We start from the raw sequence: 14,228 nt of genomic DNA on the forward strand, positions 1-14,228 counted from the left end.
GATGACAGTAACGCCTTTGGTTGTTCGGTTTTGCGCAGTTAACAAATATTGTGTTCAAACTGTCATCCGTCATCCATCATCTCGTTCCTTCAAATAAAACGTCCCGCAAAAGCGGGACGTTTTATTTGAAGTAAATGCTTTGTGAGAAAAACTATTGCACAAACAATTGCTGCACGCAAGAAGCGCCGGTGGAGAGTTCGGTAATTTTTACATAGTAGGTTCCGCGTTGCAAAGCAGCCAATTGTTTAAAATCCGTTTCGGCCACCTGCACGTCTTTGTTTGTTACAAGTTGCCCTGCCGTATTGGAAACCTTTACGGAATACATCCCCGCTTTGGCCGCAACAAACTTAACGCCCACAGCACCCGTTGACGGATTGGGATAAAGGCTCACCGTTGAAAACAAAGGATTGGCAAAATCTACCAAACGCACTTCGGAGTAGCGGTAATAACCGTCAAGCCATTGTTGCTTCACACGAAAATAATAACGGCCGTAGTCGTTTGGCTTAAGAGCATAGCCGTATTGATAAACCGGTTTGGCCAGCGTTGTTTCTTTGTTCAAAACGGCCGCAGGGGAAAAGCTTTGCCCGTCGCGGCTTACCTCTATTTCATAAAAATAATTGTCGCTGCCGGCCTCGGCTTCCCAGCGCAAGCCGGCACCGGTGTTGCCCTTCTTCATCACCGAAAAGTTTTTCAGTCCCAGCGGCAGGCTGGAAATTGGACAAGTGCAATATTCAAAGCGAAAGTTTACATAGGTGGAGGTGCGCATATAAGTGGCTATGTCGCCGCTCCCCGATACATTGGTCGTTACGTTAATATCGTAGTCGTACGCCACGCTGTCGGTACCGTAAAAAGCCGAGATGGCGGTGGAATCAGTAAGCGTTCGCACCATCTGCTGGCGCATGATGGTGTCTTTGCCGTTCGAATAAAAGTCGCTGCCGGAGTTCGGAACGTTATCGTTGGGTCCAAGCGGAAAAGATTGCGTGCGGTTGTAACTGTTGGTAAGCGAAGGTGTCAGGCCGGGACCGGCCATGGCATCGCTGCGGTCGTACGTGCGGGAAACCGTATAAGGGCTGCTCAGGAGGTTTTCAAAGGACGTCGTATCAATTATTGCCGTCATGGTAACAATCAGCTTTACGCAGGTAAGCATGCCCGATTGCGCATCGAACTTTGGAAATTTAATTTGCTTGTGCGTAGTGCCGGAAGGAAAGCGAACAGTGGTGTCGTAAGCCGTAGCGCCGGGTGCGCCGCCGCCGATGCATTGGGCCTGGCTTTGATGAGCAAGCAAAAGCAGGACAAAGAATGGTGTTAAAGTGAAGGCGGAGTAGAGTTTTTTCATAGGTTGATGATTCGGATAAGGAAATCAAGTTCACCCGGTAAAAATAGAACAGCGCAAAGCCGGTTGCAAGTGTACAACTGCGGGAAGTTGAAATGAATAAAATAGCAAATAACTATCGGAGAGTTACGCAACGCCGCCTGCTATTTACGGCGCAGTCTTACGTGAAATATTTAAGCGGTTGATAAACAAAAAGGCCGCACGTGTATGTGCGGCCTGTAAAAAAGTTGTTTCGATTAATGGAACTTATAAATACCGGTTAAGCCGAGATGTGCGGTTGTACCACCGTTGGTAAACGCCTGGTAGCCTAATGCAAGTTGAAACTTACTGGTATTGTAACCAACCTGAGGTTCGTAGGTGAATGAGCTACCACCGCCTGACTCAGTGCTGAACGTGACACCAGCTTTGCCACCAATAAAGAAGTCAGGTGAAGGATAAACACGAACGCCAGCAAGAACCGGAATAAAACCAGTCGAGGGAATTTTAAAACCGGCAATTGTTTTTCCAAGCCACTCTTCATAACCTGCGGTTAAGGTTCCGGAAACTTGTGGTGAAAACATGTACTCGCCTTGCAGTTCTGCACCAATAACAAAGCTGTAAGCGTTGTGAACATCACCAACAGGCAGGCCTACGCGTACGCCACCACCAAATACGAATTCACTTTCTTTAGCTGCTGAAGTTTTCTGTGCGTTTGCGGCAAATGAAACCGCTACGATCGCCAATGCGAAGAGGATTTTTTTCATAATTGTTAGTTTTAAAATTTTCGGTCGCAAAGATATTTGTCGAAACAAAACTAACAAAAGCTTTTCCCGCCCTAAACATTATTTCTCCACAAACCGTTTTAAAGTCCGTATGAACGGTTATTTACAATCGCCAACGGTTGCAACGAAGAGGCGTGTGTTTACTTAAAAACTTTTACCTTTCTATGTCAAACAAACAACGTATGAACTACCTGCTTGCGGCTCTTGCCTTTTTTGTTTCAGTCCCTTGTTTTGCACAGCGCACCGTTAACGTAGACAAAACAGACGGACTTCCACACGATGCATTTGCTGCTGTCAACGGCGAAGCTTTCGTCAATACAAAATTTGTCCGCCTTACCGAAGGCTCTCCTTACTTTAAAGAGGCCTGGCTTAGCGGCGTGGGCATTGATGCAAACAACAATCGTTACAAAGCCGCCCCGCTTCGCCTGGATTTGTACGACAACCAGGTTCATTTTCTTGACGCTTACGGCACGGAAATGATTTCCACAACCGCTTTGAAACAAGTTACCCTGAGCGATAGCCTTGCGGGCAAGACCTATCGCTTTTTTCACTTCTCGCTTTTCCCTTCGCGGCCGCCCCGGCAGGGATGGTACCTGCAGTTGGCTTCGGGCAACGTAGCCCTGTATCAATACTTTGTAAAGTCGGCCAGCGAATGGCAACCCTATAACGCCGCCACCAAGGAACAACGCATCATGACAATAGAAGAATATTATCTTGTTAAACCCGGTTCCGTTGAGCAGGTTAAAAAACCAAAGGACCTTCTCCCGCTTCTGTCCGACAAACAAAAAGAACTTGACGCCTGGCTTCGTACCGCAAACACCAAGGGCCAGTCAAATGCCGAACAACTAAGCGCTTTGGTAAACTACTACAACAGCCTGCAATAGCAACACCTGTTTACCGCCGCGTTTTGCCGGCACAATTGCACACGCAGGCACGGGACAAAGCCTTATATTTGTTTTTGAACCATGTTCGCTTTTCTTTTCAAACAAATCGCTTACTGCACAAAATTTGCGGCCTTCACTTACAGGAGGAGTATGGTATGACGCTGTGTGAATTTTCGCTTTTGCCCGAAGAAGAAAAAACCGCTCTGTTATACGAACAGGGCGTTTACATTGGCAAACGTAAACGAGGAGGCACCACCGTGCTTTTGTATCAGCTTGAAGGTTTTTATGCAGAAATTTACTACCGTCAATACAGGCGTGTGGTTGACCGTATCCGGTGCTTTGCCGGTACGGAAAGACTTGACCCCTACCTGACGGAGATTGACGTAGAGCATTTGGTATGAAGCGAAGCGAGCCTTTTATCTTTGCCACAAGCCGCCATGACTATGACCAAATACACAACCTCAAAACACATTGTGGTTTACGCCGACGATGATCCGGACGACGTTGAGTTGGTGCAGGAAGCCTTTGAACAGTTTGCCAGCAATGTGGAGGTCATTACCTTTGCCGATGGCAGCCGGGCTTTGTCCTACTTGCGCAACCTTACCGAAGCCGACCTGCTTCCCTGCCTCATTATTCTTGACGTGAACATGCCCGTGCTCAACGGCAAGGAAACTCTTCTGCGCCTGCGCCAGCTCCATAAATACGACAACGTGCCGGTAGTGCTCTTCACCACATCGTCAATGCCAGTGGACAGGCAATTTGCTACGCACAACAACGCCGGCTTTGTTACCAAGCCTTTGGGCTTCGAACAAATGGAAATGATTACGCATTCGTTTATTGATCATTGCTCCGAAGAAACACAGAAGAAGATAAGGAGGATGGGAAGCTAGTTGATTGGTTGACTGGTTCAGTAGTTGATAAGTCAGAAAAGACGAATCAACCGGTCAACAAGCTAACCAATCAACCAACTCAATAAAGCCGTAATTTTTCGGCATGAAATACACGCTTCTTTCTGTCTGTATTCTTGCCCTTGGCGCCTGTGGAGACAAGCCCGCACAAACGCAAGCCTCCTCGCAACCAAACGTCATTCGCGATTCAAACCTCGTTAAAAAAGAAGCCGCTAATCCCTACGTTCCGGTAGATGTGTCGCCGATGGACATGCTTTACTACCCCACCGATTACCCCGTAAAAAAAATGAACGAACAAGCAAAAGGCTCGCCGGTGGCGCGGGTCATCTACAGCCGTCCGCACCGCGGCGGACGAACCTTGTTTGGCGGCCTTGTGCAATGGGGACAACCCTGGCGGCTCGGTGCTAACGAAGCCACTGAGGTTGAGTTTTTTCAACCGGTGATCGTTCAAAAAAAGCGCATCGAAAAAGGGCGGTATGTTTTGTACGCCATTCCCTTTCAGGATCATTGGACCCTTGTGTTGAACAGCAATCTTTTTTCCTGGGGCCTGAAATTAAATCCGCAGGATGATGTAGCCCGCTTTGACGAACCGTCAACCGCCGCGCCGCAGTTGATTGAATACTTTACCATGGATTTTGAAAAAACAGCAAGCGGCGTCGATTTAATCATGGCCTGGGAAAACACCGAAGTTCGTTTGCCCATTCAATTTTAAAGCATGTGCGGGATAGCCGGCATCGTTGCAAAACAAGTTGCGCAAGACGCGCAACAACAAGTGCGTAAAGCAACGGCTGTGCTTGCGCACCGCGGACCGGAAGAAGAAAACTTTTGGACGAACAATGACCAAACTGTTTTCTTCGGGCACCGGCGGCTTTGCATTCTTGATTTAAGCAAGGCAGCATCGCAGCCCATGGGTTACGCCGGTCGCTATACCCTTGTGTACAACGGCGAAATTTATAATTACCGCGAACTAAGAAAAGAACTCGAAGCGGAAGGTTGTTCGTTTCATTCGCAATCCGACACGGAAGTTGTGCTCGTTGCTTACGCAGCCTGGGGTTCTTCTTGCTTGCAACGTTTCGACGGTGCTTTTGCTTTTGCCATTTGGGATGAAAAAGAACAAATACTTTTTGCAGCCCGCGACCGCTTTGGCGAAAAACCTTTCTTCTTTTTTTACGACAACGAACAATTCGTCTTTGCCTCTGAGCCAAAAGCTTTATGGGCCATGGGCGTTGAAAAAGAAGTGAACAAAAGCTTGTTGTATAATTTTCTTACGCTTGGTTATACAAGCAATCCTTCGGATGCAACCGAAACGTTTTACAACAACATAAATAAATTACCGGCGGCGCATTCACTAACGTGCTCGCTTCAGAAAAACGCCTTGCACACGCACTGTTATTGGCAAGTGTATGTTGACGTGAATAAGACCGTTTCCGAAGAAGACGCCACAGAACAATTCAAACAATTATTTGCCGACAGCATCCGCAAGCGTCTGCGCAGCGACGTAGCCATTGGAACAAGTTTAAGTGGCGGATTGGACAGTTCGTCCATCGTTGCTTTTTGTGCGAACGAGACGGCCGAACAATACACGCACAAATGTTTTACGGCTTCGTTTAGTGGCTTTGAAAAAGACGAAACAAATTATGCCTCGCTTGTTGCAAAGCAGTTCGGCTTGCAACATTTCACCACAACCATCACTGCGGATGAAGTGCCTTTGTTAATGGACATGGTGGCCTCACAACAAGACGAGCCTTTTTCATCGGCCTCTGTGCTTGCGCAATACAAAGTTTTTAAAGCCGCGAAACAGCACGGTGTAACCGTTTTGTTAGACGGCCAAGGCGCCGATGAAATTCTCGGCGGTTATCGTAAATACTACAAGTGGTGGTGGCAGGAATTGTATCGCACAAACAGAAAACTGTATGCACAAGAGTGGAAGGCGGCCAGAGAGTTGAATGTTGACGAGAATTTTGGAATAAAAAATAAGCTTGCGGCCTTGCTTCCCGATTTTGCGGCTTCACTGTTGTACACGCAAAAAAGCAAAAACGCTTTTCGCAACCCCGACCTGAACCGCGACTTTGCATTTTCGAACAAACAGAATTTTTATTATACCACACCGCCCCATCCAAACTTGAACGGCGCCCTGCATTACAACACGTTCGTAAATGGCCTTGAAGAATTGCTTCGCTTTGCCGACCGCAACAGCATGGCACACTCGGTAGAAGTGCGCCTGCCTTTTTTGCAACATCAGTTGGTAGAATTTTTATTCACGCTGCCGCCACAATTTAAAATTCACCGGGGTTGGACGAAATGGCTTTTGCGAAAAGCTGTTGAAAACAAATTGCCGCAAGAAATTGTTTGGCGCAAAGACAAAGTGGGTTACGAGCCGCCGCAAAAGGCTTGGATGCAAAACGCAGCCGTGCAGGAAAGAATCATGCAAGCAAGAAAAAAATTAGTGAACGAAGGCGTGTTGAACGAAACGGTTTTGATCAAAAACATTTCGGCAAAAGACGCACACGAAGAAGAGAGTTTTGATTGGCGTTACTGGAGCGCAGCACAGTTGTTTTGATCTCCGCCGCCGGTTATAAAATTGAATTGTCGGCTCGCGGCTTGCAAATAATTTTTCTAAATCATTATCTTTATTTGCATTTATTTTTTACCGTTGTCAACCAAGATTACTGCATTGAAACACGTACTGCTTCTTTCAATCCTTGCCTCCTTTCTTGCATCGGCGCAGAAAGTGCCGTCTCAGCACGTTGCAAGTACCGGCTTTATAACTAAAAACGGAGATCTCTTCGGAACGAGTAAAACGTTCATCGCAAACGCCGGTCAGTTCGATCCTTTTTCAACAGCCTACTCTACCGGAAAAATTTTCTTTGGTTACGAGGGCATGAGCGCACCCGTTTTATTTACCCAATCAGGTTTGGTGCACGTGCAACGGAAGTACGAAACGGCAAGAGGCGAAGTACGGAACGAACGCGAAAGTGACGATGAACCGCAAGCGCAAAAAGTTGAAAAAACGGTAAAGATGAAATGGCTTGGCGCCAGCGCATTTGCGCAAATTGTGCCTGAGGGTGAAGTCTCTCACCGCTTTAGTTACGGCCTGTTATCAAGGCCGGCCAAAGGATTTAAGCAGTTAGCCCAAAAGAATCTTTATCCCGGTATTGACTTGCGTTATTCCTTTGAAGAAGGCCGGCAACCCGGCATTGCTTTCACGCTGTTGATACAGCCCGGTGCCGACGTCGGCGCTGTGCAAATGGCTTACAGCGGAGAAAATGTTTTGGTACGTAAAACTGAAAAGGGAAATCTTCTTGTTCACTCGCCGTTGGAAACGGTCACACTTTCGGCACCCAAAGCGTTTTATGCCGATGAGCCGTCGAAAACATTAGCGGTGTCGTTTAAGCTATCGGGCAATACGGTGCAATTCTATTTCCCGTCCGGATACGACAAAACAAGAGCGGTGTTGATTGATCCTTTTATTTCTACCACCGCTTCCCTTACCGGAGCAAACACAGGCATTGCCAAAGACATAGACTTTGATTACGAGGGCAACATTTACGTGTCCGGTGGCGGCAACGCAACCATGTATATGCTGGCCAAATACAACGCTGTCGGCGTATTGCAATGGACATTCAACGGCGGCCCCGTTGCCGCTGCGGCCAACTGGAGTTTCGGATTGAACTACGGAGGTTTCGTCGTGGATAAAAATTCAGGACAGACTTATCTCAGTCAGGGATGGAACACGACAGGAGTAAGAGTGGCGCGGCTTTCCACTGCCGGCATCTACGACAATTACGTCACAACCGCCAACACTAAGTTTAGTGAAGGATGGCGAATGTTATGGGATTGCAACAGCGGAAATCCGCAAATACTGATTGCCGGCGGCGGGCAAAGTTCCAATCTTGATTTTGGCATTGTTTCGCCTTCTTCCGTTACGCTCACAACACAAAACATCACCGGATTAGCCAATTCCAGCCAGGACATTGCCGATGCCGTTATTGATCCACGAAACCACGAGATGTACACGCTTTTTGCGCACGGTCATGTGGCGCCGGTTGATCTCTACAAACATGCGGCGCCGTATGCGGTCGCCAACAAGCTTTGGAGCAAAACATCGGGGTCTTCTGTCTTAACAGAACGAAACAACCGGCCCTATCTTTCATTGGGTGCGGGCAACGACAACTCTATTAACTCACTCGCTGTAAGCAGTTCGTATTTGTTTTACTGGAACGGAAAAATTTTAACGGCGTTTAGCAAAGCAACCGGCGATCCCGTTGGAACTGCGCTTACCATTGCTGCCGATACGGTGCTTCGGCAAGGCGGCATTATTGCCGATGAATGCGGCAACGTGTTCGTTGGCGACCAGCACGGTGTGATTAAAGTTTACAAGTTCAACGGATCTACTTTTGATGATGCCGCGGCGCCTGATCTTACCCTTACCGGATATACGGGCTATAACACGGTTTACGACCTGGCCTATGATGATGCCCGCCGTACGTTGTATGCCTGTGGCAGAGGCTTTGTGGCTTCCTTTGATGTTTCAGCCTACTGCGCACAAGCTACTTATGAACTCCATATAGAAAAGAACTGTAACAACTTATCGGTTACTGCCACACTAAGCCCGGTGCCGCCTTCCGGATCCACTGTTACATACGTATTGTATCAAAACGGTGCGCAAATCAACAGCAACACCGCGGGAGTGTTTACGAATCTTGTGTTGGGCACGTCCTATACCGTAAAGGCGCTTATCAACCAGAGTTGCTCGGGTGTGCAAACAAAAAAAGATTTTATCATGACCGGCCCGCAATTGAGCATTTCAAAAACTGATGCTTGCGGCACCAACGGTTCGTTAACCATCAACAGTTCCGATGGTATAGAGCCGTACAATTATAGCATTGACGGCGTTCATTTCCAGACCGGCAACGTTTTTTCAAACCTCACGCCCGCCACTTACACCGTTACGGTAAACGATGCAAACGGCTGCATAAGCAATGGCCTTGTGAACCTGCCGCCCGGTACTAATTGCGTATCTGCGTCCGTAGCGGCCGTGAATGAAAATTGCGGTCTTCGCAACGGAAATCTTACCGTTTCCGCCTCGGGCGGCGTTCCGCCGTATTCCTATTCGCTTAACGGTGGTCCTTTTCAATCGGCCAATGTTTTTTCCAATCTTCCGGCGGGTACTTATACCGTAAGCGTAAAAGATGCGTCCAACGGAACCTTCGACCTAACGGCAACCGTTCAAAGCCTTAACAGCAACAATCTTGGTTTTACGTACGTTATTGCGAATGCATCCTGCAGCAACAATGACGGCAGTCTTTTAGCGACGGGCACGGGCGGCGTACAACCTTTCCAATTTGCATTAAACGGAGGCAATTACCAAGGCAACGGGCAGTTTAGCAATCTCTCAAACGGAAATTATACCGTTACCGTGAAAGATGGCAACGGGTGTCTTTTTTCGCAAGCAGTCACCGTTCCGCTTACAAACAACCTGGTGATTGATGCAGGCAACGACCTTACAATTTGTGAAGGCGACAGCGCGGTGTTGGCCGCCACCAGCAACGGAAAAAACTTTTCGTGGGTTCCGTCGAACCCGCTTTCCAATGCTGGTTTGCTGCAGCCCAAAGCATCTCCATTAGCCAACACGCATTTTATTGTTACGGCCACTTCGGGCCCGTGCACAGCCGTGGATTCGATGACGGTTTTTGTTAAACAGGCACCACGGCCCTTTGCTGCCGATACCAGCATTTGTTTTGGCAAGTCTGTGTTGTTACACGCCACCGGCGGGATTAGTTACATGTGGACGCCACCAACTTATCTTAGTGACCCATCAAGTGCCGATCCGCTTGTGGTGAAGCCTGCAGCGACCGTTGTTTACAAGCTCTACGCTATTGGTGCAAACAATTGCAAAACAGTAAACCCACAAAAAGTAACCGTCACCGTTACGCATCCGCTGAACATTTTTGCCGGTAACGATACCGTTGCCGTTTACAACGAGCCCTTGCAACTGGGGGCGGTTGACTTTAACAACAACGCTGGCCTTACATGGTCGTGGTCGCCTTCTGCCGGGCTATCGAACCCCTTTGTTCAAAATCCCGTATTTCTTTTTGACCGGAATGAAACGTACAAGGTGAGCGCCGTCGCTCCCGATGGTTGTGAAGCAGACGACAGCATCAGCATCACTGTGTACAGGTTTGCCGACATTCTCGTTCCATCTGCTTTCTCGCCCAACAGCGATGGAAAGAACGACGTGTTGAAAGCAATTCCTATCGGCATAAAAAAATTCAATCGTTTTGCGGTTTACAACCGTTGGGGCCAGCTTGTTTTTTACACGTCCAACGCTTCGGCGGGATGGGACGGAAGAATCAACGGAACGATCCAACCTTCCGCCGTTTTTGTGTGGATAGCCAGTGGCACAGACTACCAGGGAAGGTTGCTTGAACGAAAAGGAACGGTGCTTTTGCTTCGGTAAACTTTTCAAATACTGCACGCAAAAGGCCAGCTCTGATAGCTGGCCTTTTAATGGATTAAAGAAGAACTTTATCCGGCGTTATCGGCAGCTCTCTTATTCTTTTGCCCGTTGCATGATACACTGCGTTTGCCACCGCAGCCGCAAAACCAATCAACGCAATTTCGCCCATGCCTTTTGCGCCGTTGGGATTTAGTATTGGGTCGGGTTTGTTGACAAACACGACTTCTACATCCGGCACGTCGGCATGAACGGGCACGTGGTAATCGGCAAAGTTGTTGTTCACCCAACGGCCGTAACGATGGTCAATCACGCCTTCTTCCATCAACGCGCCGCCGATGCCGCCGACAACACCGCCTTTCATTTGGCTGGCGGCGGTTTTTGGCGAAATGATGGTGCCCGCATCGGCAGCCGACACCACTTTGTCAATGCGCACCACGCCGGTGAGCGGATGCACTTTTACTTTTACAAAATGCACCGAATAAGAATAAGCCGAATACTTTTGCATCTCCGGATTGCGCCCCGATGCTTCTGTGATTTCAATGGCCGGAAGATTGGCTGCTTTTATCGCATCAGCATAAGTGATCACGTTCCCGTTCTTCAACCGCATCTCGCCGTTCCCAAATTGCACGTCCTGCGGCAACACTTCGCTCTCTTGTGTTTTTAAAAGACCCGCCAGTTTTTTCTTTAACGATTCACAAGCGTTGTGCACCGTCGTTCCAAGCGTCGAAGTTGTTGTGCTACCGCCTTGCGTAGGTCCAGGCGGAAAAGACGAATCGCCCAATTCGAACTTTATTTTGGCCGGCGGAATGCCCAACAGGTTTGACGCGATCTGGGTCATGGTCGTAGCCGTGCCTGGGCCGCTATCGCTTACTGCGCTTTGCAGCACAAGTGTACCGTCGGGCAAAAGTTTCGCGGCTACTTTCGCCTCGCCGCGGGAAGCGCCGAACAAACCGGTGCTCATGCCATAGCCAACTAACCAACCGTCTTCATTCATGCTTCTTGGTTGTGGCTTGCGATTCTTCCAGCCAAATTTTTCTGCGCCCATGTCATACGCTTCGCGCAGAAATTTTGAACTGTAAGGCTTGCCGTTTTCAGGATCGGTTTCGGCATAGTTGCGTTTGCGCAATTCAATGGGATCAATGTTCAACGCATAACTCAATTCGTCCATACCGCATTCAAGTGGAAAAGAACCCGTGGCTTCGCCGGGGCCACGCATCCAGGTTGGTGTGCTTACGTCAAGCGGGTAAATGTTGTATTTAGTGTTTACATTCTTGCAATCGTATAACTGCCGCGTCATGGCTACAACGCCTTCATTAAAGGTTTCGTAGGTTGATGTCATGGACGACGCTTCGTGCAACATGCCGATTAACCTTCCGTCTTTGTCAGCGCCAATGGCCATGCGTTGAATGGCCGCGGGACGATAACCCACCAACATAAACATTTGCGGCCGCGTGAGCACAAGCTTCAGCGGCTTCCCAACTTTTTTTGCACCCATCGCGGCAGCAATCGTGTGCGGCCAGGTGCGCAGTGCCGAACCAAAACCGCCGCCAACAAATTGAGCATTCACCTGCACATTTTTGGGGTCGATTTTGAAAGCTTCGGCAACGCTTCGCTGCGTACTTACAACGCCTTGTGTTTTGTCCCACACCGTTACTTTATCATCGCCGTCCCAACGTACGGTGGTTGCGTGCAGTTCCATCGGGTTGTGTACCTGAATAGGCATTGTGTACGTCGTGTCTATTTGCACCGGAGCGGATTTCCACGCATCTTTTGTTCCGCGGGTATTTTCTTTATAACGGTCGCCTTCAATCGGCTTATCGTTTTTGATAGCTTCCGTTAAATCGGTATGCGATGCTTCTTTGTTGTATTGCGCTTTAATTAACGAGGCGGCATGCGTGGCTCTTTCAAATGTATCGGCAATTACAAGTGCTATGGGTTGCCCGTTGAAGTAGATGATGTTGTCATTGAAAATTCGTAAGCCCTTGCCGTTGTTTTGTCCTTTGGTTGGGTTCTGCCCTTCGTCGTAGCCCGGCACTTTCGGTGCGTTGAGGTGTGTGATGACAGCGAGCACACCGGGCGCCTTTTCTGCGCTTTTGGTATCAATGGCCGTGATGGTTCCTTTGGTGATATTGCTTGTGGCCAACACGCCGTAAACCAAATCGGCAAGTTCATACTCGGCAGAATATTTTGCAGTGCCGGTGACTTTGGCTTTGCCGTCCACGCGGTCAATATCGGCGAAAGGTGCTGATGTATCGAAGAAAAACTTGTCCATAAGCCTCAGGAAATTTGAGCGAGTGTTTTTAACGTTTGCACAATCGTATTCGGCGCCAGCGTCAATTTAAAATTGTTATAGCCATAACCTTTCGCGTCTTTCATTGCCAGCGATGCCGCTTGCTGAAAATTATTCAACGTCGCTTCTTTGCCTTTCAAAAAATCTTCCGCTGCCGTTAACCGCCAGGGCTTGTGCGCCACGCCGCCCATCGCAATCCGTGCGGATTGAATTGTTTTTCCTTTCATATCTAATGCAACAGCAACCGATACCAAGGCAAAGGCATACGAAACACGGTCGCGGATTTTTGTGTAGAGCGAGTGCTGTGCAAGCGCTGCGTTCAACGGCAGTTCAACGCCGGTAATTAATTCGCCGCGTTGCAGGTTGTTGTCCAACTGTGGCGTTGTACCCGGTAAACGATGAAAATCGGTGAACAGAATTCTTCGCGAACCTTTCGGCCCCGTTACCAAAACCGTTGCGTTCAATGCGGCTAATGCAATGCACATATCGCTTGGATGAACCGCAATGCATTTGTCAGACGTACCAAAGATGGCGTGCATGCGGTTGTAACCTTGCAACGCACCACAGCCGCTGCCGGGTTCGCGTTTGTTGCAGGGCAATGCCGTGTCGTAAAAATAGCCGCAGCGGGTTCGTTGCAGCATGTTGCCGCCCACCGTTGCCATGTTTCTTATTTGCGCTGATGCGCCAGCCTTGAAGGCTTGCGATAAAAGCGGAAGGTGTTTTTTGATTAAATCGTTTTCGGCTACATCACTATTCAAAGCAAGCGCACCAATTTGAATGGTGTTTTCCCTCAGCTCAATTGCTTTCAACGGAAGACCGGTAATGTCCACTACTTTCTGCGGCGTCATCACACCGCGCTTCATTAAGTCAACGAGGTTGCTGCCGCCGGCAATGAACTGCGCTCCCGCATCTTTGTTTAAAACGCCTATTGCGTTTTGTATCGTTGAAGGTTTTGTGTAATCAAAATTGATCATTGTCCACCTCCTCTTCCGGCCACGTCTTTAATAGCCGCACCGATGTTGGGATAAGCACCGCAACGACAAATGTTGCCGCTCATGTACTCTCTTATTTCGGCATCGGAGGTTGCGTGGCCTTCGTTGATGCAAGCCACGGCCGACATGATTTGTCCCGGTGTGCAATAGCCGCATTGAAAGCCGTCGTACTTAATAAAGGCTTCCTGCATCGGGTGCAGGTTATCACCATTTGCAAGGCCTTCGATGGTGGTGATTTTTTTTCCGCTCTGCATCACCGCGAGACTTAAACAACTCAGCACACGTTTGCCATCAATATGAACGGTGCAGGCGCCGCATTGGCCAAGATCGCAGCCCTTTTTAGAACCCGTTAAATGCAATTGTTCGCGCAGCAAATCAAGCAGCGTAACTCTTGGTTCGACTTGCAAAGAATACGGCTTGCCGTTGACTTCAAGTTGCAACGGAACTTGTTCGAAACGTTGCGCAACTTTTTCGTCTAATTTTTTATCAGCTGCTTTTACCAGTACCGGCGGCGTGGCAAGAATAGCGGCTGTTGCGGTCGTGCGTTTTAAAAAAGAGCGCCGTGAATGCGAGGATTTTTCTTCTGACTCGTTCAACATA

Annotated in this window: 11 protein-coding genes; 6 read left to right on the forward strand and 5 right to left on the reverse strand. The window is 48.6% G+C overall.

Annotated features, from left to right (window positions below):
• Window positions 1–151: 151 nt before the first annotated feature.
• On the reverse strand, window positions 152–1,336 hold the full coding sequence (locus FSB75_RS14625) for a choice-of-anchor E domain-containing protein (RefSeq protein WP_146789006.1): 1,185 nt from the start codon (window positions 1,334–1,336) through the stop codon (window positions 152–154).
• Window positions 1,337–1,569: 233 nt separating this feature from the next.
• Window positions 1,570–2,076, reverse strand: a complete 507-nt coding sequence (locus FSB75_RS14630) for a porin family protein (RefSeq protein ID WP_146789008.1) — start codon at window positions 2,074–2,076, stop codon at window positions 1,570–1,572.
• A 200-nt stretch (window positions 2,077–2,276) separates the two neighbouring features.
• Between FSB75_RS14630 and FSB75_RS14635 the strand changes: the two genes are divergently transcribed.
• The 6 genes from FSB75_RS14635 (at window position 2,277) to FSB75_RS14660 (ending at window position 10,346) form a co-directional block, all read left to right on the forward strand.
• Entirely contained in the window at window positions 2,277–2,978 is a 702-nt protein-coding gene (locus FSB75_RS14635; RefSeq protein ID WP_146789010.1) for a hypothetical protein, read from the forward strand.
• A gap of 155 nt (window positions 2,979–3,133) precedes the next feature.
• Window positions 3,134–3,379, forward strand: a complete 246-nt coding sequence (locus FSB75_RS14640; RefSeq protein ID WP_146789012.1) for a hypothetical protein — start codon at window positions 3,134–3,136, stop codon at window positions 3,377–3,379.
• Window positions 3,380–3,421: 42 nt separating this feature from the next.
• Window positions 3,422–3,868 carry a response regulator gene (locus FSB75_RS14645; protein WP_172623157.1) on the forward strand — a complete coding sequence of 149 codons (447 nt, stop codon included), beginning with the start codon at window positions 3,422–3,424 and terminating at the stop codon, window positions 3,866–3,868.
• Window positions 3,869–3,971: 103 nt separating this feature from the next.
• Window positions 3,972–4,598 carry a DUF2911 domain-containing protein gene (locus FSB75_RS14650; RefSeq protein ID WP_146789016.1) on the forward strand — a complete coding sequence of 209 codons (627 nt, stop codon included), beginning with the start codon at window positions 3,972–3,974 and terminating at the stop codon, window positions 4,596–4,598.
• A gap of 3 nt (window positions 4,599–4,601) precedes the next feature.
• Window positions 4,602–6,446 carry an asparagine synthase (glutamine-hydrolyzing) gene (gene asnB / locus FSB75_RS14655; protein WP_146789017.1) on the forward strand — a complete coding sequence of 615 codons (1,845 nt, stop codon included), beginning with the start codon at window positions 4,602–4,604 and terminating at the stop codon, window positions 6,444–6,446.
• Window positions 6,447–6,560: 114 nt separating this feature from the next.
• On the forward strand, window positions 6,561–10,346 hold the full coding sequence (locus FSB75_RS14660; protein WP_146789019.1) for a DUF7948 domain-containing protein: 3,786 nt from the start codon (window positions 6,561–6,563) through the stop codon (window positions 10,344–10,346).
• 55 nt (window positions 10,347–10,401) lie between these two features.
• Here the strand turns inward: FSB75_RS14660 and FSB75_RS14665 are convergent, their stop codons facing one another.
• The 3 genes from FSB75_RS14665 to FSB75_RS14675 are packed head-to-tail and all read right to left on the reverse strand — an operon-like array spanning window position 10,402 to window position 14,227.
• Window positions 10,402–12,618 carry a xanthine dehydrogenase family protein molybdopterin-binding subunit gene (locus FSB75_RS14665; RefSeq protein WP_146789021.1) on the reverse strand — a complete coding sequence of 739 codons (2,217 nt, stop codon included), beginning with the start codon at window positions 12,616–12,618 and terminating at the stop codon, window positions 10,402–10,404.
• A gap of 5 nt (window positions 12,619–12,623) precedes the next feature.
• Window positions 12,624–13,610: an FAD binding domain-containing protein gene (locus FSB75_RS14670; RefSeq protein WP_146789023.1), complete on the reverse strand. Its 987-nt coding sequence runs from the start codon at window positions 13,608–13,610 to the stop codon at window positions 12,624–12,626.
• On the reverse strand, window positions 13,607–14,227 hold the full coding sequence (locus FSB75_RS14675) for a (2Fe-2S)-binding protein (RefSeq protein WP_146789025.1): 621 nt from the start codon (window positions 14,225–14,227) through the stop codon (window positions 13,607–13,609). The genes FSB75_RS14670 and FSB75_RS14675 overlap by 4 nt, the downstream gene beginning before the upstream one ends.
• Between the last annotated feature and the right edge of the window lies 1 nt (window position 14,228).

Source organism: Flavisolibacter ginsenosidimutans (assembly GCF_007970805.1).
Classification (GTDB): Bacteria; Bacteroidota; Bacteroidia; order Chitinophagales; family Chitinophagaceae; genus Flavisolibacter; species Flavisolibacter ginsenosidimutans.